The sequence below is a fragment of the Pedobacter gandavensis genome, assembly GCF_032678465.1.
GTDB classification, from domain to species: Bacteria; Bacteroidota; Bacteroidia; order Sphingobacteriales; family Sphingobacteriaceae; genus Pedobacter; species Pedobacter gandavensis_B.
In genome coordinates, this window is the sequence record NZ_JAVTSK010000006.1 from 130,027 (window position 1) to 153,401 (window position 23,375).

Below are 23,375 nucleotides of genomic sequence, written 5' to 3' on the forward strand. Positions count from 1 at the left end.
TGGACAAAAGAAATTGAGATTGAATTTTGTTTTAGAAGGAAAGGCCAGATTTTATCTTATTAATTAATAAAGAAATTATTATATTTAAAAGGCCATAAATTACACGCTCATGGGTTTCTTGTCACGTTTTTTTGGAAAAGGTAGCTTAGAAGAAGGAAAAAAGAAGTTCAGTTTAGGTTATATACCGAAAGAAGATGCCCAGATGAATTGGGCAATGGAAAAGGCCAGGTTAACATTGTGGTATTTTGAAGCACAATTGAAGAGACCTGCTCCCGGTCAGGATTATTTTTCCATAAAAGTAATGGTAAAAGATCAGGATCAGGTAGAGCACCTTTGGTTGACCGCACCTGATTTTGATGAAGAAGGAAACCTATATGGGAAAGTAGGTAATGAGCCTGTTCAAGTGAAAAGCATAAAATTAGGTCAGGATATAGGGATTGGACGTGCTTTAATTTCAGATTGGATGATCGTAGAACAGGGGGTTCTGCTAGGGGGCTATACAATTCGTGCGATTCGAGATCGCCTTCCAGAAATGGAAAAACAATTTTTCGATGAATCCATTGGGATTGGCATTGATGCAGGAGCAGATCATTTTGTTCCTGATTTTAATACTCCTGAAGGGGCAATCACTGCTTTAGAAGAGGCTTATATCAATGAAGATCTGAGCGCTGCGGTGTCCTGCAAGGATTTCTACGAAGAAGCACGCTTATTATTGGCACATCTGGATTTAAAAACAACAGATGAATCCTTCATTCAGGAAACCTCAGAAGCGCTGGAAGCAGCTTTCATTGAGGGGCTGACTTCATACGGAATGCCTGATCTTTCTCAGATTAAACGGGCATTTTCTAAAAGGGAACAGGTTTCCGAGAATTCCGTTATCGTGACAGAAGTTTGTACTTTTCCCAATGGGCTGGTTACAGAGCAACGCCTGCTCACCTTTAAAACCAGGGAAGGCTGGAAAGTGATTGGTGTCATTAAAGAAAACATCGCTTCCTCATCCTGATAAAATCAGCAGCAAGCGATGTTAGCAACATATAACTAGTGATCGCTGGTATCTACACCTTTTTTAATGAAGGAAAGATAGTACGCGGAAAACATGATAATAACCACAAGAGAAAGTAAGAAAACTAACATACGTATTGATATTTAAAGTTGATAATAATTATGGTATGAAGGTAATGATTCTTTTTAAGACCCACAGCGATATCGTTGCTGTTTTTTTACATTCCAAATAACTTTCTCTTTTCCATAGTTTTATATTGAATTAAGGGTTGAATTTGTTGGAAAGAAGAGGTTCTTTATAATCATTATAGGGATAAATTGCTTTTACAATCGTAAATTAGCCGCGCCCGGACCCTTAATCCCTATTGAATATGGCCTTAAAGAGAGTATTAAAAGTCGGTTTAGATTCTGCCGCACCCTTCCCGATGCACTCAGACTATAATTCTGAACGTTTTGAAGGTTTTGAAGTAGATCTTTTGACTGAGATAGCAAAGCTGCTTGACTTTGAAATACAGTATGAAGTTTCTTTATGGAAGAAAATACTGGGAAAATTATTTAAAGGAGAATTAGACCTGATCTGTTCTGCGGTAACGATGACTTCTACACGTAAACATATCCTCGAATTTACCGAACCTTATCTTCACTTCAGACTCTGCGCTGTAGTTGCTGCAAATGATACCATGATCAATGAGGTCAATGATTTTAAAGAAAAAAAGGTAGGGGTAAGGATCGCAGCTGAAGCGGAACGCCATGTGCATACTAAATTCCCTGAAGCCAATATGGTTCATGGAGATACCAACAAGGAGTTGTATCATCAATTGGAATTGGGTGAAATTGATGTATTGATTGATGATTCTCCAATTGCAAATGGTTTCCTTAGAAATAATGACAAGTTAAAAATTGGCTTATTCCTGCCAGGAACGGATTCTCAATATGCAATTGCCATGAAAAAAGGAGACCTGGAATTAAAAGACCAGTTTAATGAAGCTTTGAAAATCATCAGAGAGAATGGTACTTATGACCGACTTTATGATAAATGGTTTTCGGGAATGAACTTTTAGAGTTTAGTTCCGCAATACTTGCAAAATTTAGCGTTATCGTCGTGGCCTTCACGTCCACAACCTGGACAAACTTGATTGTGAAAACCTTTCTTTCTGGCGGCAACAGCCATTTCTGTGGTGATGATACCTGTTGGAACGGCAATAATGGCATAACCAATCAGCATAATCAGGGAAGCGATGAATTTACCAAGTGGTGTAACCGGTGAAATGTCCCCATAACCAACAGTAGTAATGGTAACTATTGCCCAATAAATGCTTTCTGGTATGTTAGAAAAACCATTTTCCCGGTTTTCTACCAGGTACATGATAGAACCTAAAACAATGACTAAGGCCAGCACCGTGAGCATAAAGATGCTGATTTTACGCATACTTCCTTTTATGGCCACGGTTAGGAACTTCATCTCCGACAAATAATGCCCGAGTTTAAAAATCCGGAATACACGGAGTAGTCTTAGCGCACGAAGGGCAAGTAAGGATTGTGCACCCACAAAAATTACACTGAGGTAGGAAGGGATCAGGGCGAGTAAATCTACAATACCCAGTGGACTTTTGATGTAATTAAGAGGATGTCTGATAATGACTAGCCGCAGGATATATTCTATTGTGAACAAACCCGTAAATGCCCATTCCATAACAGAAAAGATCGCACCATACTTTTGATGGTAACTATGCACACTATCCAGCATGACAACCAGTATGCTGGTAAAAATGGCAATGAGTAAGGCCACATCGAATGCTTTTCCTGCATAAGTGTTGGACTCATAAATGATTTCATGGAGCTTTGCCCGCCAATCCTGATTTTTTTGTTGCTCCATGCTTTAATTTAATTCAGGGATTTAACTAAAGATTCTCAAAAAGTGGTTTTCCAGGTGATTTCTCATCGCATTTCTGAATAATTCAGGTGAACCGTTTTCCAGAATGTCTACCAGGCCTTTATGAGAAACAAACTTCTTAATTGTAGCTTGTTTTTTTAATAATCCACTGTTGTGTACATAGTCAAAAACCGGTAACAGGAGTTTCTGAAATTTCTTTAAGGTTTGATTTCCGGTGATTTCATACAGTTTTCCATGAAAAGTAATCTCATGATCGATATGGAAAACATAGTCCTCAGAAGTATCCGGTTCATTTTTTACGATTTCTTTCAGTTCCTTGATGTGCTCAGGAGTAATGTTCTGAAAAAGAAAATCAGCCATGCCAATTTCCAGAACGAGGCGCATTTCAAAAATTTCTTTTAGGGTTTCCTGATCCAGTAAATGTGGATCCAGAGATTTTTCAATGATGCTGAAAATATCAGGGCTGGTGATCACCGATCCTTTTTTCTTCTTGGTCTCGATCAGACCCCTCATTCTTAACCTTAATAAGGCTTCACGTGTAACGGTGCGACTTACACCAAGATTTTTTGATAGATCTATTTCTGTAGGAATGACATCGCCAATTTTCAACTTCCTGTCTACCAGTAGTTGTACCAGATTAGCCTCCACTTTATCGACCAAACTGCTGGTGTCCATTTGGATAAATGTATTCGATGTGCTGCTTTCCATATTATGTATAATAATAAACTGTTGAGAGAATAGCCTAAATTATATTAATAAAGCGATTTATCAAAATTGGCGTAAAAAAAAATATTAATAATTCTTGCTTTCGAATAATATTTATCTCAACTTAGTAGTATTATGTTATACATAATGCTAACCAAAATTTGAATAGTATGAAACAGTTTTACCTAAAAACGATTGTTTTAGTGTGCTGCCTATCCTCCTTTATAGGCGCATTTGCACAAAACAAAAAGGTAACCGGTACGGTTACTGGCGAAGATGACGGACAGGGGATTCCTAGCGTCAGTATTTCAATTAAAGGAGCAAAATCTGGGACACAAACCGATGTGAATGGGAAATTCGTGATTGATGCGAGTTCAAACGACATTCTCGTGTTTTCTTATGTGGGCTACTTAACCCAGGAACAGAAAGTTGGTAATAACACCAATTTAAAAGTAGTGATGAAGCCTTCAAATGCTAATCTGGATGAGATTGTGGTAGTGGGTTATGGTACGCAGAACCGACGTACGGTAACCAATTCTATCGCAAAGCTCGATAAAGAGGTGCTGGCAAATGCACCCCGTGCCAATGTGGGAACCGCTTTACAAGGAACGATTGCAGGTATTCAGGCGATTAGCAAGAGTGGTCAGCCAGGTGTTGGTCCAACTGTCTTTCTAAGAGGAGGGGCTTCAATCAACGCTCCCGGGACGCCATTAGTGATTATTGATGGGGTGATCAGAGATTACAACGACATCCCTTCAGAAAATATCCAGTCGATGGAAATTCTAAAGGATGCGGCTTCCACTGCAATTTATGGAGCCCGCGCTAACAATGGGGTGATTTTGATTACCACTAAAACAGGTGCTGCGGGTGTCGCTCAGATCAATTACAAATTTACCGGGGGCTACAATGTAAGACGAGACGGGTATACCTATTTAGGTGCTAAGGATTATATTTATTATACCCGTTTAGGATACCTGAATTCAGGTAAACCTATTGCAGATGCAAACAATGCTAGAGGTTTGGGTTTATTAAGCGATGCAGCCAATCTTGCGAGTTTTGACATCAGAAGGTATGTGGAAGGCACAACAACTTTACCAGCAGGCTGGGGCGTAGTAAATGATCCATATGGTGGACAATTGATGTATAAAGACCACAATGGTGAAATTGAAGATCTGGTATTCAGAAATACTTATACTAAAGACCATTATGTAAGTGCAAATGGCGGTAATGACAAAGGTAAGTTTTTTGCTGCTTTTGATTCATTTAATGAGGATGGTGTAATTGTAGGTTCTAGCTACAAACGTTATAGTGCTGACCTTAATGGTTCTTATAAAGTGAGATCTAATGTTGAGATCGCTGGTGGAACAACACTTTCTACTTCTTCCCAATTGGGTACAATTGGAGGTGAAGTGAATTCATTGTATAGAAGTTTGGCTTTATGGCCTACATTTAATCCATGGATAGATGAGGCGAAAACGCTTCCAAATCCAGGAAATAGTACAAGTGATGGTAATCCATTATACTGGTTGAGTAGGTTGAAACGCCAAAATGAGGTAAATAAAGTGGTGGTAAATGGTTCTGTTAAATGGGATATATTACCAGGACTATTCTTTAAAGGTACGGCGAATGCATATCTATTAGATAGAAAAGATGAGTCTTTCCAGAAATCAACTCAAACCTATGCCAATATTTTTGCCACGCCACAGTCGATTGGCAGTGCCAGCAGAGATGCAATTCTATGGTCGCGCAGAGATTTTCAAACACAGTTTAATGGAATCCTGAACTATACTAAATCTCTAAATCAACATAATTTTACTGCTATGGCTGGTGCGGAGACCTTTCAAATCAAAACATTAAACTCACAATTGTATGGTCAGAATGCACCTACGGATGAAATCCCTACCATTAATGCATCTACTGTATTCCCTGCAACGCTTAACAATGTAAAAGTAAATTATAGTGAAAAATCTCAATACCGAATCAATTCATTCTTCGGAAGATTTGCTTATGATTTTGATCAGAAATATTTATTTACTGCTGTATTCCGTGCAGATGGTGCCTCCAGTTTACCAGATCAACATAAATGGGGCTATTTCCCAGGAGTTTCTGCAGGATGGAATATTCAAAAAGAGAATTTCTTTGTGAATTCTGGGGTTGATAAATATGTTTCGACCTTAAAACCTAGATTGAGCTATGGTATCAATGGTAACATCGCAAATTTAGGAAGATATGAAGTTCAAGGTGTCTATTCTTCGCCTGTAAATAATTACGATGGCACTGGTGGTTTCTTCCATGATAAATTATCCAATAAGGATTTAAGATGGGAGCGTAGCAAAACTCTAGGAGCTGGTCTGGACTTAGGTATATTACAGGACAAAGTAACTTTGTTATTCGATTATTATGATCGTAGAACTTCAGATTTAATCACAGACCTGCCTTTGCCAGATTACATTGGTTATCCTCCAATCAGAACTAATTCTGGTACACTACAGAACAAAGGTTATGAGTTTGCGGTCAACGCCAGAGTGTTGAGTACTGAAGGTGGTTTTTCATTAAACTTAGGTGCAAACGCAAGTTTTGTGAAGAATAAAGTGCTAAAACTTCCTTTCAATGGAAATGAGAACAACAGACAAGGTGGTCTACAGGTATTTGATCCCAAATCAGGTCAGGTGATCTGGGTAGGCGGTCTTCAGGAAGGTCAGACGATTGGTGATATTTATGGTTTCAAACAGGTTTCTATTTTTAAAGATCAGGATGAAATCAACCGCATTGCAGCTAATAGAAGGGATGTGATCGCAAATGTTACCGGACCGAACCTGCCGGCAGGTTCTGCACCAGGTGGTAGAATTACTCCAGGTGATGTAAACTGGTTAGATGTAAACGGTGACGACATTATTGATTCAAGAGATCAGGTGTATCTGGGTAATATGGCACCAAAATGGACCGGTGGCTTTAATGCAAATGCAAATTATAAAGGGTTTAATTTATATACCAGATTTGAGTTTGCCTTAGGTCATACTATTTATAATGATTTATTGGCACGTACCCTTGGAAATTATCAGGGAACTTTCAACTATACCGACCTAATGCTAAAATCATGGACTCCGGACAATACGGTGACGGATGTACCTAAAGTATATTTTGCGGATCAGGTACAAGGTTCTAAACAAAATTATACCAGGGCAAATAATGCGGCTACGGTGGTAAATGGGAACAATTCAAGGCTTTATGAAAGAGGAGATTACCTGGCGCTAAGAGAGGTGACACTTTCTTATACTTTGCCAAAATCACTGTTGGCTAAAACTAAGTTTCTTTCCAATTCAAGAATCTATGCCACAGGAAGCAATCTTTTCTATATCACCAAATTTACGGGCTCTTCTCCGGAAGCACCTTTAGATGCGAATAACAAACTTACCGGTGTGTATTTAGGCGCATATCCTACTGCAAGATCCTTTGTTTTTGGTTTAGAAGTATCCTTTTAATCACCTTTAAGATTAAACATCATGAAAAATAATTATAAAAATATAATCGCAGCGGCCTTACTGGTGATGAGCCTCGGCGCCTGCAAAAAAAGTCTGGAATTAAATCCAATCAGTAACCTGAGTGATGATAATTTCTGGAAAACAACGGATCAGTATGATGCTTTTGTATCCGCAGTTCATAACAAATTCCGTGTTCACAATAACAATTTCATGCTTTTGGGTGAGTTGAGAGCAGATATATATGGAACTGATCCAGGTACAACTGCCTCATTTACCGGTGAGGCTCCACAAGGTTTAGAGCGTATGTGGCTGCAGACCCTGACCTTGGATGCAGCTGGCGTAATTACCTTTGGAACTTTTTATAGTAATATCAACCAATTGAACCTGTTGATTTACAAACTGAACACAGGAAATGTGGTATCGGAGGCGACTAAAAAGTACGATTTAGGGATGGCTTATGGCTTGCGGGCGTTTTATTACTATCAATTGTACCGTAGTTGGGGCAATGCGGTTATCGTTACTGATTTTGTTGATGCAGCGAATCTTGATTTGTTTAACCTTTCCAAAGCTGCTTCTCCAGCGGCAGATGTGTTGAAGCTTGTTAAGGATGATATTGAATTGTCGCTACAGAATTTTGGTACTGATTATTCGATTAAACGCAACAAAGGATATTGGTCTAAATCAGCCACGCTGATGCTTAAAGCAGACACCTACCTTTGGACTGCACATAGGACAGGTGGTCCTGCTGATGCAACTATTGCCAAGAATGCTTTAACAGAAATTCAAACAGCTGTTCCAGCTCTAGGTTTATTAACTGCTTCGAGTAATCCATTGAACACACCATTTGTCGATATTTTCTCTACTACAAACAGAGGAAATAAAGAAATTATTCTGGCCAGCAGAAACGGATTGAACGAAGCTGAAATGACTTATATTGCGGGGTCATTTACACCACAAACAGGTTTGATTTCAAATTTCTTTGATTCTCTGGCTAACAGACAGTTTAACGTAACTACGGATAACTATAATGGTTTGCTACGTGCACCTGTGAAAATTGCTACTTACAGGAAGTTTGATTCAAAAGACTCTCGTAGAGAAGGAACGATACAGGCTGCTTACAGAAGACCAAGTCCTGGAACCTATGTAATTGCAGGAGCTTTCCTAAGAAAATACCAGGGACAACAGGATGCGGCAACCAGAAAATACACCAACGATTTCCCAATTTATCGCTATTCAGACCTCTTGTTATTACTCGCGGAAGCCAAGGAGGTGTTGGGCGAAAGTCCTGCCGCTGAAATCAATGCCGTTAGAGCGAGAGCTTATGGCGCAAATTATAATGCGGCGGTTCAGGGTTTTCCAAATATGCCTGGTGACGCTGATATTAAACAAGCAATTTTAAGAGAACGTTTGTTTGAGTTTATCGGTGAAGGAAAGCGTTGGTATGATTTAAGACGTATGGGCGACAGTTATGTCTATGCCAATACGACACTTACCTCTGCTGAAGCCTATAAATTGTTATGGCCAATTGATCGTAATTCTTTAACAAATAATAAAGCCCTGAATCAAACCGCCGGCTACTCACAGTTTTAAGCTAATATTTGGTTGTAGGAGTGGAGACCTTTATGGTCGACACTCCTCATTTTTCCATCTCTATTTTGCATTCTTTAAAATACATATAAAATGACTATTCAACACTTACAAGGCCTTATTGCTGCACCATTTACTCCAATGGATGAAAATGGACAGTTAAATGTTTCCTTGATTCCGAGCTATTATCAGTTTTTAAAATCCAACAAAGTGACCGGCGCATTTATATGCGGATCTACCGGAGAAGGCGTATCCTTAACAAATGCCGAGAAAAAGGAAGTTGCACAGGCATGGGCCGATTGTACACGTGGCGACAATGACTTTAAAGTGATGATGTTCCTTGGTGGAACAAGCGTTGCTGATTGTAAAGACCTTGCCCGGTTTTCAAAAGAAATTGGCTTGTATGCCATCTCCTTCACTGCACCCTTTTACTTCAAGCCTGCAAATGTAGAAGTGTTAGCTGCCATGTGTGCTGAAATTGCTGCTGTAGCACCAGATATGCCTTTCTATTATTATCACATTCCAGTATTAACAGGGGTAGGTTTCGCGATGTATGACCTTTTACAGGCGATCGACGGTAAAATTCCTAATTTCGCAGGGGTGAAATATACCCATGAAGATTTTATGGATTTCCTATCTTGTATCCATTTCCAAAACGGTAAATATGATATGCTTTGGGGACGTGATGAAAACATGCTTTCTGCCTTGGTTTTAGGAACAAAAGGTGCAGTTGGAAGTACCTTCAACTATGCCGCTCCTTTATATTATGATATGATTGATGCTTTTGAAAAAAATGATTTGAAAAAGGCTCAGCTTTTACAACAAACTTCCATTGATATGATCAGATTGTTGGGTAAATATGGCGGTATTGCTACAGGTAAAGCCTATTTAAAATTAGTTGGTGTAGATTGCGGTGAATTTAGATTGCCAGTGAAAAACATGACTGCGGCAGAATTTGAGAATTTTAAACAAGATGTAGCTGCTGTTGGTTTCGAAAACTTTAAATCAAAAGCAGCTCATTAGCCTTAATAATGAATGCGATGAGTAAGTACTTATTTTATCTTTCAGTTCCCTTTATGTTGACAACAACAGCCGTTTTCGCGCAGAAAACTTCTGCTGAGCAGATCAAATGGTCTATCGCAGCTAAATTACAAACGCCCGATGGGCAAACTTCAATTGGCTTTGCCGGTGCGATAAATGCAGTGCTTGAGGATTGTCTAATAGTGGCCGGTGGTGCTAATTTTCCAGGCAAAAAACCATGGGAAGGGGGTAAAAAACACTACTCAAATGAAATCCATATTTTAGAGAAAACAGGACCTACTTTTACCTGGAATAAAGTGAAAGCATTTTTACCTGAGGCGATTGCCTATTGTGGAAATACCAGTACTAAATTTGGACTGGTATACGCAGGTGGGGAAAATGAAAATGGATTGTCCAGGAAGGTCTTTCTATTGAATTGGGACGGGACTCAGATCACTGCGAAAGCTTTAGCAAACTTACCTGTTGCAGTCACAAATGTTGCATTAACGAATATTGGAAATCTGGTTTATGCAATTGGCGGCGATCAGGAAAAAACAACTTCTAAAGCGATTTTTAGTCTGGATTTAACTAACACTGATGCGGAATGGAAGGTTCTGCCAGAGTTGCCAATTCCTCTGGCAAACTCAGTGGCTATCGTGCAAAGCCCGGAAAAACAGGCCTTAATTTATGTAGTTGGCGGACGAACTAAAACTGCTACTGGCATTAGCAATCTTCATTCTACACTTTTCATATATGATCCTATGAAACAAGAATGGAAAGAAGGAGCCCGGATTAAAGATGGTAAAGAAGTGATGAATTTCTCTGCTGGTACAGGTGTGGCTGTAGGAAAAGACCGTCTTTTGATTTTTGGCGGTGATAATGGAAAGACTTTTCATCAGATAGAAACATTTATTTCTGAAATCGCTAAAACTGAAGATCCGGAAAAAAAGGCAAAGTTAACGGCAGAAAAAAATCAACTGAGCATACATCATAAAGGTTTTTACAAGGGCATTTTATGCTATGATATACTTAAAAATACCTGGTCAAAATTAGGAGAAATGCCTTTTCCTGCACAGGTAACGGCCACGGCCACAAAATGGAATCATGATATCATCATTTCCAGCGGAGAAGTACAACCTGGAGTCAGGACACCGAACATTACGCTGGGAAAAATTAAAGATTAAAAATGAAAAGCACGAACAGATATGCCTGGGTGGTGGTTGGATTATTGTGGGTAGTGGCACTTTTAAATTATATGGACCGACAAATGTTGTCGACTATGAAACCGGCAATGCAAATGGACATCCATGAACTGCAGTCGGCCACAAATTTTGGTTACCTGATGGCGATTTTTTTATGGATATATGGATTTATGAGTCCGGTTTCAGGAATTATTGCCGATAAATTCAATAGAAAATGGCTCATTGTCGGTAGTTTGTTCGTCTGGTCATTGGTAACCTATTTAATGGGATACGCGACTACTTTTAATCAAATTTACTGGCTAAGAGCATTGATGGGAGTGAGTGAAGCACTATATATCCCAGCAGGATTATCGCTGATCGCTGATTTCCACTCTTCAAAAACCAGGTCTCTGGCAATTGGAATCCACATGACTGGTCTTTATATGGGCCAGGCATTGGGTGGTTTTGGTGCAACGATTGCCGATAAATTTTCATGGCAGGCCACTTTCCATTCTTTTGGATTAGTTGGGGTGGTTTATGCTTTTGTATTGGTGTTTTTCTTAAGGGAGAAGAAAGCTTCAGAAAGGACAGGGATGGACGATGAGATTAAAGTAAAAGCGAAACCTTCAATCTTTAAAGGCTTTGCCATTCTTTTTACCAATATCTCTTTCTGGATTATTCTGTTCTATTTTGCTGTTCCAAGTCTACCAGGTTGGGCCGCCAAAAATTGGTTGCCTACACTTTTTGCGCAAAACCTGAACATTCCAATGGCCACAGCGGGTCCTTTGTCGACCATCACAATCGCTTTCTCTTCATTTGTAGGAGTGATTTTTGGTGGAATTCTTTCGGACCGCTGGGTACAGAAAAACATTAAAGGGAGGATCTATACCAGTGCAATCGGTTTGGCATTGACCATTCCTTCTTTACTGTTTTTAGGCTTTGGTCATTCCCTATTCCATGTCCTGGGTGCAGCTTTGTGTTTTGGCCTGGGCTTCGGAATGTTTGATGCCAATAATATGCCCATACTTTGTCAGTTTGTTTCCTCAAAATATAGAGCAACAGCTTATGGTCTGATGAACATGACTGGTGTTTTTTTTGGTGCTTTTATTACTGATTTACTAGGTAAATCTTCTGATGCTGGTCATCTGGGACAAGATTTTGCCATGCTGGCTGGCATTGTTTGCCTGGCACTGTTTGTACAACTTTATTTCCTTAGACCAGTAGTCAACGATTTTGCAGATGCTTAGTTGGAAGCCAATCCTCTAAGCTAATGGGTAGCTTAGAGGATTGGCCAACAAACTAAAATACCTGCCGAAACTTTTTAATTACGATAAAAAATTATGATGATTACACAACACTATAAGTCTGCTGCCTTGGCACTTTTTTTATTAGCTACCGGTTTAACCGCCAGTAGTCAAAATGTTCAATCCAATACTGCTGATTTAAAAATTACAGCTCAGCAAACGGTAAACCCAATCCTAAAAAGAAAGGACATCAATCCGGTATGGCGTATGGAGATCGAAGTTCCTGAAGGAGGATCGACGTTTACAGCACTAATAGGTACGCTAAATAAAGTAGGTACAAATGATCTGAAATCCCTGGAGGTATATTTGAGCACGGAAAAACAAGCACTGGATGTAAAGAAAAGGCTGGGTTTAGCAGAGGTGTCAGGAAAAAACATCCGCATTCCGATGAATGCTAAATTAGCTCCGGGAAAACACCTGATCTGGATCAGTGCTACATTGAAACCGGAAGCGAACATCGACGACCGTGTGGAATTTAAAATTTCCAGCTTAATTGATGCAGCTGGAGCAAAACATAAAATCAATGTTCAGGGACCAGTTGTTGCCTCGAGACTAGGGATTGCTCTGCGAAATCCTAACGACGATGAGGTCAACTCTTACCGGATTCCAGGTATTGTGGAAACGGATAAAGGAACACTAATTTCCGTTTATGATGTTCGTTATAAAAATAGTGGTGATTTACCCGGAAATATTGATGTTGGGATGAATAGGAGTACTGATGGAGGTAAAACCTGGGCGCCAATGAAAATTATTATGGATATGGGTGCTCCTCATGAAAATAATGGTGTTGGTGATCCTTCTATCTTATTTGATCCGGCAACTAAAACCATTTGGGTAGCGGCTTTGTGGAGTAAAGGAAATCGTTCTATCGCAGGATCTGGACCTGGTCTGTCGGAAGAGGAAACCGGTCAATTTGCGGTAACCAGTAGTACGGATGATGGCCTGACCTGGTCGAAACCCTACAGCATTACCAATCAGGTAAAAAATCCAATCTGGAGATTGTTTTTCCCTGGTCCTGGAAATGGCATTGCCATGGCTGATGGTAAAATTGTTTTCCCAGCGCAATATTGGGATGAAAACAAGATGCCACATTCTACATTGATTTATAGTGAGGATCATGGAAAAAGCTGGAAAGCCGGAGTAGGGGCTAAATCTAATACTACAGAAAGTCAGCTGGTAGAAACTACGCCAGGAAAGCTCATGCTCAACATGCGTGACAATCGTGGTAAATTTAGAAGTGTGGCCACAACGACAGATATGGGCCAAAGCTGGAAGGAACATCCAACTTCCTATAAAACACTGATTGATCCGGTTTGTATGGCTAGTTTTATTAAAGCCCGTGTGAAAGTAAATGGAAAAATGAAAGAGGTTTTATTTTTTAGCAATCCGAATTCCTCTACCGATAGAAAAGACCTGACGATTAAGGTAAGTCTTGACCTTGGAGAGCATTGGGAGGATTCCAGTTTGTTGATTGATGAGCGAGGTTCTTTCGGATACTCGGCGCTGACTAAAATTGATGATGAAACTTTGGGGCTGTTATATGAAGGTGTGCGTGATTTATATTTCGTACGTATTCCGGTAAAAGACCTGATAAAATAGATTTTAAAAGAAATCCCTATGCAGAATTGAGGCTGGCATAGGGATTTTTTATTGGACTTATCTTTTAATATAGCTTAGCAGATACTAAGCGCCTAAACCAAAATAAACAAGGCTGCTAAAACAGCTGATCAATATCAACAAAACGGAATGAGAACCACTTTAAAAATCATCCTTGGGCTGTTGTTGCTTTTCTTGCAGTTTAACCTGTTTGCCCAGAATAAAAAGATCAAAGTAGCCTGCATCGGAAATTCCGTTACTGCAGGTTATTTGCTTAAAGATCCAGGGCATGAAGCCTATCCTTCTGTACTTCAGAATTTATTGGGCAATGCTTATGAAGTAGGAAACTTCGGACTGAGCGGGGCGACTTTACTAAAGAAAGGACACAGACCTTATTTTAAGACTAAAGAATTTACAGCTGCCCTGAATTTTCAGGCAGATATTGCCATTGTCCACCTTGGTTTGAATGATACAGATCCAAGAAACTGGCCGGAGTACAGGGATGAATTCCAGCGGGATTACGCCTGGCTTTTGGATACTTTAAAAAAAAACAATCCTAAAATCAAATTATATGTTTGCCGCTTAAGCCCCATATTTAGTGAGCATCCAAGGTTTAAATCAGGAACACGTGAATGGTATTGGCAGATTCAAAAAGAGATCCCTCTAATCGCTAAAGACAATCAGGCTTCGCTGATTGATCTGAATGCGCCATTAAATAGTCGTACAGATCTTTTTGCTGACAATCTGCATCCGGATAAGGAAGGTGCAGCTATTATTGCGCAAACAGTTTATCAAAACATAAGCGGTAACTATGGTGGCTTAAAACTGCCAGCATTGTTTACCAGTCATATGGTTTTACAACGTGATCAGGCCATTCCTATTTATGGAGTAGCTGATGCCGACGAACCAGTTACGGTTTTATTTAAGGGTGTCAGGAAAACGGTGATCACTGGAAAGGATGGTAAATGGAAAGTGCTATTTCCTGCCATGCCACATGGCGGGCCATACCAGCTGCAGATCCAGGATAAGAAAAGGAAAATCATCTTAAATGATGTTTTAATCGGGGATATCTGGCTATGTTCCGGACAATCAAATATGTATTTCAAGTTGAAACAATCTGCAACAGGTGCTGCCGTATTAAAGGATTTTCCGAGGCAACCTGAGTTGAGGTTAATGAAATTTACCCCAATTGCAGAAACTGATGCCGTTTCATGGGACAGTACGACCTTGGCTCAACTCAACCATTTGAATTATTTTTCAGGAAATTGGGAAACAGCAACTGCGGAGAATGCGGCTGATTTCTCTGCAATTGGTTATTATTTTGGTCAGCAATTGCAGCAGGACCAGGGCGTACCTATCGGTTTGATTCAAATGGCTGTTGGCGGTTCTACACTGGAATCCTGGATCGACCGTTATACGATGGAACATGATCCTCAATTGGTGGATGTGTTAACCAATTGGCGGAAGTCTGATTTTGTGCAGGAATGGGCACGTGGAAGGGCAAACCTTAACCTTAAAAACGCTTCGAACCCCAGACAGCGCCATCCCTATGAGCCTGCCTATAACTATGAAGCAGGGATTGCACAACTCATCGGCTCTCCCATAAAAGGCGTTATTTGGTATCAGGGAGAAAGTAATACACAGAATCCGGAACTTTATGCACACAGTTTTCCTGTACTCATCAAAAGCTGGCGCGAGAAATGGGGTATTGACTTCCCATTTTACTATGTACAACTTTCGGGAATTAATCGTCCTTCCTGGCCTTATTTTAGAGATATGCAACGCGTAATTCAATATCAGCTAGCTGATACTTATATGGCTGTAAGTTCAGATTTGGGTGATTCACTGGATGTACATCCAAACAAAAAGAAGGAGATTGGTCAACGATTGGCTTTACTCGCTTTAAAACATAGCTACCATAAAGACCTGATAGCCGAAGGCCCGGTCGCTAAATATGCATCTAAGAAAGGGGATAAAATAGAGATTTCCTTTGCAAGCGGAACAGTATTAAGCCCGAAAGATGGAGGCTTATTAAAAGGCTTTGATTTAGTGCTGGAAAAGGGAACGATCATTCCTGTATCAGCTTCGCTGTCCGACAATAAAGTGGAACTCCAGATTCCTACACAGATAAACAAAGAAAGCATAAGAACAGTAAGGTATAGTTACGAACCGTATAGTCAGGCCAACTTAACCAATCAGGTCGGACTGCCGGCCTCTACATTTACTTTACCTATAAATTAATAGAAGACATGAATTATACGCAAGAAGACCTTAAACAATTACAACAATTTTATAGTGATCAACTTTTAAATGATACCGTTCCTTTTTGGTTTCCAAGATCAGTAGATACTGAGTTCGGAGGTTATCTGTTGATGCGTGATCAGGATGGTACATTGATAGATGATGATAAGGCAGTTTGGATTCAGGGCAGAGCAGCATGGTTGCTGTCTACTTTATACAATACTGTTGAACCAAAGCAAGAATGGTTGTCGGCCGCAAAATCAGGAATAGATTTTCTGAATAAGTATTGCTTTGACGACGATGGACAGATGTTTTTCCATGTCACACGTGATGGTCAGCCGATTCGGAAACGTAGGTACTATTTTTCGGAGACTTTTGCTGTGATTGCCAATGCGGCTTATGCAAAAGCCAGTGGTGATCCTGCGGCAGCAGAAATGGCCAGATATCTTTTCGGAAAATGTATCGAGTATGCAACTACACCAGGCTTACTACCAGCTAAATTTACTGGAACGAGACCTACCAAAGGTATCGGTGTGCCCATGATTATGATGAATACCGCTCAGCAACTTAGAGAAACGATTGGAGATCCACGCTGTGATGAATGGATCGATAAATGGATTACCGAAATTGAAACTTATTTTGTGAAGGATGACATCCGATGTGTGATGGAACAGGTGGCTCCCGATGGCAGCATTGTGGATCATATTGATGGTAGAACGTTGAACCCCGGACACGCAATTGAAGGGGCCTGGTTTATTCTTCATGAAGCGAAATACAGAAATAATGATCCTAAGCTTATTGCTTTAGGTTGTAAAATGTTAGACTACATGTGGGAACGCGGATGGGATAAGGAACATGGAGGAATTTTATACTTTAAAGATGTATATGATAAACCAGTACAGGAATACTGGCAGGATATGAAGTTCTGGTGGCCACATAACGAGGTGATTATTGCCACTTTATTGGCCTATACCATCACAGGGGATGAAAAATATGCAAAATGGCATAAAATGGTGCATGATTATGCCTATGGTCATTTTCATGATCAGGTGAATGGAGAGTGGTTTGGATATTTACATAGAGATGGTAGTTTAGCACAAACGGCTAAGGGAAACCTTTTTAAAGGACCATTTCATTTACCAAGACAAGAATGGTATTGCGCGGCTTTACTGGCAGCGGAGCTCAATAAATAAATTTTATTATTCCTGATTTATAATTATGTTTATCCGAAACCTTTTAATAATTATCACTTTGTTGCTCTCTAACGATATATTATACGCCCAGGTCCCAACTCTGAAAGAGGACCAAAGGGAAATGCCCGCTTTAATGCCCCTTCCTCAACACCTGGAAAAGAAAACTGGTGTTTTTGATTTTAAAAAGTGTCAGGTAATTATAGTGGATAATGATCAGTTCATTCCAGAAGCTAAAATCCTGCAAAAGGGACTTAAAACTCAAGGCATAGAGGTTAAAATTGGAAAAATCCCAACAGATCATTCTCCATATATTCAATTGGGAAATGATGAAATGTCAGAGGCAGAATTCAAGGAAGAAGCTTACCGTCTTTCTGTGAGCCCAGAAAAAATACGCATTTCCGCCTTAACTAAGAAAGGTATTTTCTATGGTATTCAAACCTTAAAGCAATTGATCGATCCAGACAAAAAAGCGGTTTCCTGTGATATTGTAGACTGGCCAGCCTTTTCATGGAGAGGTTATATGGTGGATGTTGGTCGTAACTTTCAGCCTGTTGCGATGTTAAAGCAGCAAATTGATGTGATGGCTGCTTATAAGTTGAATGTTTTTCATTTTCATGCTACAGAAGATATTGCCTGGAGATTGGAAAGTAAACTTTATCCTCAATTAACCGCGGCTGAAACAATGATTCGAAATAAAGGTGACTTTTATTCTGTTGTTCAAATGAAAGACCTCATCGCATATTGTAAAGAACGTCACATTACTCTGGTGCCAGAAATCGATATGCCTGGACATAGTGAGGCTTTCAAAAGAGCGATGAAAACGGAAATGCAAAGCGATACCGGATTGAATATCGTTAAAAACCTGATTCGGGAATTTATTAAAACGTATAATTTACCTTATCTGCATATTGGTGCTGATGAGGTGAAAATTACCAACGTGAACTTCCTTCCAGAAGTGACAAAACTCATTGAACAATTAGGGAAAAAAGTAATCGGATGGGAGCCGGGTGGTAATTTTACAGAAAGTACCATCCGACAATTATGGATGGAGGGCGCTACAAAAGTTAGCAAGAATAAAAATATACAATATGTTGATTCCAGACACTTGTATCTGAATCATATGGATCCATTGGAAAGCGTAGTGACAATTTTCAACAGAAAGATCTCTAATCTGGACAAAGGCAATGAGAATGCCCTGGGCGGAATCATTTGCAACTGGCCAGATCGTAACATTACTAAACCAGAAGACGCCCTGATACAGAATCCGGTTTATCCTTCAATCTTAGCTTTTTCGGAGCGCAGTTGGAGAGGTGGAGGAATTCCAGGCTGGTTGGCAAAAATAGGTGGTGTTTCATCTCCGGAAGCACTTGCTTTCTCGGAGTTTGAAAGCCGATTGATGCAACATAAGCATCGTTATTTTGCAATTTTGCCCTTTCCTTATGTGGCTCAGTCTGATGTCAGCTGGAAATTAATCGGTCCTTTTGCTAATGGAGGAGATTTAACAGCTTCATTTGATCCGGAATCGCCTACTTTAAGTAAAGACAGTTTGCCAGTAGCAATGGAAGTTGTGGGGGGTACTATCGTACTTAGACATTGGTGGACACCACAAGTAACCGGAGTTTTAGACAAGCCTCAGGAAAATACCACCTGGTATGCTTACCGTAAAATTTGGAGTGATGATAATGAAACTAAAAATTTCTGGATCGGATTTAACAATATGTCCAGATCTTATGCTTCCAGTTCTCCGGAAAAAGGAACATGGGACAACCGTAAGAGTAGTGTTTATGTCAATGGAGTTCTGATAGATCCACCTGCCTGGAAACAGGCAGGCTTAGCTGGAAACATGGAAATTCCTTTGATCGATGAAGGTTATGAATTTAGAACACCTACCAAAATAGCCTTAAAGCAAGGTTGGAATGAGATTCTGCTAAAATTACCTATTGCCAGTTTTAAAGGAGCGGACTGGAAAAATCCGCAGAAATGGATGTTCACATTCGTGGCTGCAGATCCTTCCTTATAAAATGGGTTTTAGCACGCTCCATACATTCTCTGCCAGGATTTTCTGCCCTTCAGCTGTAGGGTGAATTCCATCTTCCTGATTCAACTTTGGCACTCCACCAACGCCTTGAAGAAGAAAGGGCACCAATTTCATATCGTTTTTCCTGGCTAGATCCGGGAAAAGCGATTTGAACTCATCTGCATACTTCGCCCCCATACTTGGAGGAATCTGCATACCGGCCAGGACAATCTTTGCTTCTGGATATTTTTTCCTGACTTTATCTGTGATTTCCTGAAGGTTCTTTTTCGTCTCTAATATTGGAAGTCCTCTGAGTCCATCATTAGCCCCTAATTCGAGGATCAATAGGTCTACCGGTTGTTTTAATAACCAATCAATGCGACTGTTTCCAGCAGCAGAGGTTTCACCACTTAAACCTGCATTGATCACCGTGTAGGGAAGTCCGGCTGCATCTATTTTCTCCTGTATCAAAGCTGGGAAAGCCTCCTTTACATCAAGGCCATAACCGGCAGTCAGGCTGGTTCCAAAACATAAGATGGTTTTATTGCTATTCTTCTTTGTTTCCATAGGGCTTTTAGTTGATTTGTTCTGGTTTTGTTTCATTTCGTCGGATGTGTCAGCAGCGCCCTGTCCAGTGCAGGAGCTGAATAGGCTGAATACTGCAGAAAATACCAACATTAAAACCTGGGAACCTTTAAATCTAAGCTGTAACATATCAAATTATTATTTATCAAAATACCACGAATGCACACTAAAGCCATTATATTTAATGGCATTGCCATTCATTTTTTATGTCAGGTAATATCGGTTGCAATTTTCTGAGTCATTAATTTATAGCAAGATCCTAAATAAACCGCCTGTGGAAGACATTCTAAACATTCGAAATGTAAGTAAAATTTACGAAAATGCCGGTCAAAAATTGCGGGTACTCGATCAGATCAATTTTTCCATTGAAAGGGGCACTACAGTAGCCATTACTGGTCCTTCGGGGAGTGGAAAGACAACTTTATTGGGTTTGTGTGCAGGTCTGGATCGTTCCAGTTCAGGGACAGTGTCTTTAAATCAGATCGATTTAGATCATTTAACCGAAGACGAAAGGGCAGCTGTAAGAAACCGTTATGTTGGTTTTATATTTCAGAATTTTCAGCTTTTGCCTACACTTACAGCCTTGGAAAACGTAATGGTTCCCCTGGAACTGAGAGGGGAAAGAAATATCAGACAACACGCCTTGGATTTATTGGATAAGGTTGGTCTGGCCGACCGATCCGGGCATTATCCTATACAGCTTTCCGGTGGTGAGCAGCAAAGGGTTTCTTTGGCAAGGGCTTTTTCAAATCGACCTGCCATATTGTTTGCGGATGAGCCCACAGGTAATCTCGATGCAGATACCAGTGATAAGGTGATTAAACTGTTGTTCGATCTGAATAAGGAGGCGGGAACTACGCTGGTTATCGTAACTCATGATCTGGAACTGGCCGCTAAAACAAACCGAATGATCAAATTAAAAGGAGGTCTGGTTGTTGATGATTTATTATTGAACCATGGCTGATCTTAATTTGAATAATAAGAGAGTAATTAATTACTCCTGGTTAATAAAAATGGCTTGGAGGGATAGTCGAAAGAACCGTTCAAGGTTGCTGCTATTTATGTCTTCCATCATCCTGGGAATCGCAGCATTGGTCGCAGTTTATTCATTTAAAGCGAATTTACAACGTGATATTGATGAACAAGCGAAAACATTAACAGGTGCTGATTTAATCGTACAAAGTCGCCGAGTTATAAGTCCGGCTGTTACCCGGTTATTAGATACTTTAGGAACGGTTCGTGCAAAGGAAAAGAACTTTGTGTCGATGCTCTACTTTATAAAGGGAGAAGGCTCCCGTTTGGTTGAAGTTAAGGCATTGGAAGGTGCATATCCATTTTATGGGACTATACAAACAAAACCTGTTGCAGCTGCCCAGACCTTCAGAACAGGCAGGAAGGCTTTGGTGGACCATACATTGATGGTACAATATCAGGCAAAAACCGGCGACTCCATAAAAATAGGAAAGCTGAGTTTTATGATTGAAGGAAATCTGGAGGGCGTTCCTGGCCAGGCTGGAATTACAAGCAGCATCACGCCTGTGGTCTATATTCCACTCGAATATCTGGAAAAAACAGGTTTGACTCAGTTAGGTAGTAGAATACAAACCCGCTATTTTTATCAGTATAATGACATTGCGTCCCTCAATAAGGATTTAAAGCGCTATAAGCGCTTCATGGATAAAGAACAATTGGGGCGGGAAACCGTGGCAACCAAAAAGGAAAGTACAGGAAGGGCTTTTAAAAACCTGAACGAATTCCTTGCTTTATCAGGATTCATTGCATTACTATTGGGCTGTATCGGTGTAGGAACTTCAATACAGGTCTATATTAAAGAAAAACTAGCAGTAATCGCTACATTAAGGTGTCTGGGTTTAAGTACCATAGAGGCCTTTCTGATTTATCTGATACAAGTGATGGTGATCGGCCTTCTGGGAGCGATAACAGGCGCTTTACTAGGAACTGCTTTACAATTTTTATTACCCCTGGTACTTAAGGATTTTATTCCTTTGGAGTTGTCTGTAGGTATTTCCTGGTCTGCAATCGGACAAGGCCTGGCCACAGGACTCTTCATATCCGTTTTGTTTGCATTGCCATCGCTCATCTCTGTCAGAAGCATTTCGCCTTTAAATGCAATCAGAGTCTCTTTTGAATGGTCAAAACCGAAAAGAGATATTTTAAAATGGTTTGTTTATTTACTGATCATTGGTTTTGTATATAGTTTTACCTATTTGCAAATGCATGATACTGCGAAATCTCTCGCTTTTTTAATCGGGATTTTAATTGCATTTCTCTTATTGGTAGGCCAATCTAAATTGCTGATGCTGATATTACAAAAAATGATACCAGCAAGTATCGCTTATGTGTGGCGTCAAGGTTTTGCCAATCTTTACCGCCCTAATAATCAAACGATGCTCCTTACTGTTGCAATAGGCTTATCTACGCTTTTTATCGTGACTTTATACCTGGTTCAAGGACAGCTTTTGAATAAGGTGTCGGTTTCAGGAGATGGTGCAAAATCCAATACGGTACTTTTTGAGGTTCAACCGGCACAGAATGCTGGCCTGGAGAAGCTGCTAAAAGCAAATAAACTTCCTGTTTTAGGACAAGTTCCTATTGTGACGATGAGAATTACCGAGCTCAATGGTAAAACCGCCGAACAATCTGAAAACAGTTACCTGAGTAAGGATGGCAATGATCAGGCTTCAGGTGCTTTTAGAGGGGAGATCAGAGCTACCTATCAAAAAACTTTAAGAAATACAGAAATGATCAGCGATGGAAAATGGACAGGGAATGTTTCAAAATTCGGGATCGTTTACATTTCTTTGGAAAAAGCCTATGCAAATCGTATAAAGGTAAAAGTCGGCGATTCTATTGTTTTTAATGTACAGGGAATGCCTGTTAAAACTATTGTGGGTAGCCTCCGCTCGGTGAACTGGAATACCGTAGAGCCTAATTTTCGTGTAGTATTTCCTGAAGGTGTGTTGGAACAGGCACCTCAGTTTTATGTATTTATGACACATGTTGATGGCACAGAACTTGCCGCAAAACTACAGTCTCAGGTATTGAAACAATTTCCAAATGTGTCAATTGTTAATTTAAATATGATTATTAAAGCAATTGATGAACTGCTGAATAAGATAAATTTTGTGATCCGTTTTATGGCCGGTTTTAGTATGGCTACTGGCTGGATTGTATTGTTGGCTTCGGTCATCAGCAGCAAAGGACAAAGATTAAAAGAAAGTGTGTTGTTAAGAACTATGGGGGCAAGTAGGAAACAAATCATGACTATCACAGGCTTGGAGTACCTCTTTCTCGGATTTATTGCCACAGCTGCAGGGATTATTCTTGCCATATTTGCCAGCTGGACTCTGGCAGTTTTTGCATTGGATAGTAATTATGTGCCAAATATTTTGCCTTTAATGGGATTCTTGCTAGGTATTCCTCTTTTAGTCATGATCACTGGTGTCTACAGCAGCAGGAGTGTTTTGAACAGACCCCCATTAGAAGTTTTAAGAAAAGAGTCCTAAGCAGCAATAGCATATACCTGCTATGCCTTATGAATTTAAAA

16 protein-coding genes are annotated in these 23,375 nt (G+C 40.0%); 13 read left to right on the top strand and 3 right to left on the bottom strand.

The window, feature by feature from the left end; translation table 11 throughout:
• Positions 1–109: 109 nt before the first annotated feature.
• Positions 110–1,003 carry a YegJ family protein gene (locus R2Q94_RS12680; RefSeq protein ID WP_316821834.1) on the top strand — a complete coding sequence of 298 codons (894 nt, stop codon included), beginning with the start codon at positions 110–112 and terminating at the stop codon, positions 1,001–1,003.
• A 370-nt stretch (positions 1,004–1,373) separates the two neighbouring features.
• On the top strand, positions 1,374–2,063 hold the full coding sequence (locus tag R2Q94_RS12685; protein WP_316821835.1) for a transporter substrate-binding domain-containing protein: 690 nt from the start codon (positions 1,374–1,376) through the stop codon (positions 2,061–2,063).
• Here R2Q94_RS12685 and R2Q94_RS12690 read toward each other — a convergent pair.
• The gene (locus R2Q94_RS12690) at positions 2,060–2,878 is read right to left on the bottom strand and encodes an ion transporter (protein ID WP_316821836.1); all 819 of its coding nucleotides are present in this window, start codon (positions 2,876–2,878) and stop codon (positions 2,060–2,062) included. The two genes, R2Q94_RS12685 and R2Q94_RS12690, sit on opposite strands and share 4 nt — an antisense overlap.
• Before the next feature lie 21 nt (positions 2,879–2,899).
• Positions 2,900–3,604, bottom strand: a complete 705-nt coding sequence (locus tag R2Q94_RS12695; protein ID WP_316821837.1) for a FadR/GntR family transcriptional regulator — start codon at positions 3,602–3,604, stop codon at positions 2,900–2,902.
• A gap of 167 nt (positions 3,605–3,771) precedes the next feature.
• On the opposite strand from R2Q94_RS12695, the gene R2Q94_RS12700 reads away from it, so the two are divergent.
• From R2Q94_RS12700 to R2Q94_RS12740, 9 genes are all read left to right on the top strand, one after another.
• Complete coding sequence (locus R2Q94_RS12700) at positions 3,772–7,083, top strand: TonB-dependent receptor (RefSeq protein ID WP_316821838.1); 3,312 nt, start codon at positions 3,772–3,774, stop codon at positions 7,081–7,083.
• A gap of 21 nt (positions 7,084–7,104) precedes the next feature.
• Entirely contained in the window at positions 7,105–8,673 is a 1,569-nt protein-coding gene (nanU, locus tag R2Q94_RS12705; protein WP_316821839.1) for a SusD family outer membrane lipoprotein NanU, read from the top strand.
• A gap of 90 nt (positions 8,674–8,763) precedes the next feature.
• A complete protein-coding gene (locus R2Q94_RS12710; protein WP_316821840.1) occupies positions 8,764–9,693 on the top strand; it encodes a dihydrodipicolinate synthase family protein in 930 nt (309 codons plus the stop codon).
• A 17-nt stretch (positions 9,694–9,710) separates the two neighbouring features.
• Complete coding sequence (locus R2Q94_RS12715; RefSeq protein ID WP_316821841.1) at positions 9,711–10,874, top strand: galactose oxidase; 1,164 nt, start codon at positions 9,711–9,713, stop codon at positions 10,872–10,874.
• 2 nt (positions 10,875–10,876) lie between these two features.
• The gene (locus tag R2Q94_RS12720) at positions 10,877–12,118 is read left to right on the top strand and encodes an MFS transporter (RefSeq protein WP_316821842.1); all 1,242 of its coding nucleotides are present in this window, start codon (positions 10,877–10,879) and stop codon (positions 12,116–12,118) included.
• A 93-nt stretch (positions 12,119–12,211) separates the two neighbouring features.
• The gene (locus R2Q94_RS12725; RefSeq protein ID WP_316821843.1) at positions 12,212–13,774 is read left to right on the top strand and encodes an exo-alpha-sialidase; all 1,563 of its coding nucleotides are present in this window, start codon (positions 12,212–12,214) and stop codon (positions 13,772–13,774) included.
• A gap of 147 nt (positions 13,775–13,921) precedes the next feature.
• Positions 13,922–16,012 (top strand): GDSL-type esterase/lipase family protein, encoded by a 2,091-nt coding sequence (locus R2Q94_RS12730; protein ID WP_316821844.1) that lies wholly within the window; start codon positions 13,922–13,924, stop codon positions 16,010–16,012.
• An 8-nt stretch (positions 16,013–16,020) separates the two neighbouring features.
• The gene (locus R2Q94_RS12735; RefSeq protein WP_316821845.1) at positions 16,021–17,205 is read left to right on the top strand and encodes an AGE family epimerase/isomerase; all 1,185 of its coding nucleotides are present in this window, start codon (positions 16,021–16,023) and stop codon (positions 17,203–17,205) included.
• 133 nt (positions 17,206–17,338) lie between these two features.
• On the top strand, positions 17,339–19,225 hold the full coding sequence (locus tag R2Q94_RS12740) for a family 20 glycosylhydrolase (protein ID WP_316821846.1): 1,887 nt from the start codon (positions 17,339–17,341) through the stop codon (positions 19,223–19,225).
• Here R2Q94_RS12740 and R2Q94_RS12745 read toward each other — a convergent pair.
• The gene (locus tag R2Q94_RS12745) at positions 19,220–19,936 is read right to left on the bottom strand and encodes an arylesterase (RefSeq protein WP_316821847.1); all 717 of its coding nucleotides are present in this window, start codon (positions 19,934–19,936) and stop codon (positions 19,220–19,222) included. The two genes, R2Q94_RS12740 and R2Q94_RS12745, sit on opposite strands and share 6 nt — an antisense overlap.
• A 145-nt stretch (positions 19,937–20,081) precedes the next feature.
• Between R2Q94_RS12745 and R2Q94_RS12750 the strand changes: the two genes are divergently transcribed.
• Positions 20,082–20,771 carry an ABC transporter ATP-binding protein gene (locus R2Q94_RS12750; RefSeq protein ID WP_316821848.1) on the top strand — a complete coding sequence of 230 codons (690 nt, stop codon included), beginning with the start codon at positions 20,082–20,084 and terminating at the stop codon, positions 20,769–20,771.
• Between the two features lie 97 nt (positions 20,772–20,868).
• Positions 20,869–23,334: an ABC transporter permease gene (locus R2Q94_RS12755; protein WP_316821849.1), complete on the top strand. Its 2,466-nt coding sequence runs from the start codon at positions 20,869–20,871 to the stop codon at positions 23,332–23,334.
• Positions 23,335–23,375: the final 41 nt, after the last annotated feature.

What these genes read in the sequence shown, in the direction of transcription:
- R2Q94_RS12680 (WP_316821834.1), top strand. Translation starts at nt 110, where the DNA reads ATGGGTTTCTTGTCACGTTTTTTTGGAAAAGGTAGCTTAGAAGAAGGA.
- R2Q94_RS12685 (WP_316821835.1), top strand. Translation starts at nt 1,374, where the DNA reads ATGGCCTTAAAGAGAGTATTAAAAGTCGGTTTAGATTCTGCCGCACCC.
- R2Q94_RS12690 (WP_316821836.1), bottom strand. Translation starts at nt 2,878, where the DNA reads ATGGAGCAACAAAAAAATCAGGATTGGCGGGCAAAGCTCCATGAAATC.
- R2Q94_RS12695 (WP_316821837.1), bottom strand. Translation starts at nt 3,604, where the DNA reads ATGGAAAGCAGCACATCGAATACATTTATCCAAATGGACACCAGCAGT.
- R2Q94_RS12700 (WP_316821838.1), top strand. Translation starts at nt 3,772, where the DNA reads ATGAAACAGTTTTACCTAAAAACGATTGTTTTAGTGTGCTGCCTATCC.
- nanU (WP_316821839.1), top strand. Translation starts at nt 7,105, where the DNA reads ATGAAAAATAATTATAAAAATATAATCGCAGCGGCCTTACTGGTGATG.
- R2Q94_RS12710 (WP_316821840.1), top strand. Translation starts at nt 8,764, where the DNA reads ATGACTATTCAACACTTACAAGGCCTTATTGCTGCACCATTTACTCCA.
- R2Q94_RS12715 (WP_316821841.1), top strand. Translation starts at nt 9,711, where the DNA reads ATGAGTAAGTACTTATTTTATCTTTCAGTTCCCTTTATGTTGACAACA.
- R2Q94_RS12720 (WP_316821842.1), top strand. Translation starts at nt 10,877, where the DNA reads ATGAAAAGCACGAACAGATATGCCTGGGTGGTGGTTGGATTATTGTGG.
- R2Q94_RS12725 (WP_316821843.1), top strand. Translation starts at nt 12,212, where the DNA reads ATGATGATTACACAACACTATAAGTCTGCTGCCTTGGCACTTTTTTTA.
- R2Q94_RS12730 (WP_316821844.1), top strand. Translation starts at nt 13,922, where the DNA reads ATGAGAACCACTTTAAAAATCATCCTTGGGCTGTTGTTGCTTTTCTTG.
- R2Q94_RS12735 (WP_316821845.1), top strand. Translation starts at nt 16,021, where the DNA reads ATGAATTATACGCAAGAAGACCTTAAACAATTACAACAATTTTATAGT.
- R2Q94_RS12740 (WP_316821846.1), top strand. Translation starts at nt 17,339, where the DNA reads ATGCCCCTTCCTCAACACCTGGAAAAGAAAACTGGTGTTTTTGATTTT.
- R2Q94_RS12745 (WP_316821847.1), bottom strand. Translation starts at nt 19,936, where the DNA reads ATGTTACAGCTTAGATTTAAAGGTTCCCAGGTTTTAATGTTGGTATTT.
- R2Q94_RS12755 (WP_316821849.1), top strand. Translation starts at nt 20,869, where the DNA reads ATGTCTTCCATCATCCTGGGAATCGCAGCATTGGTCGCAGTTTATTCA.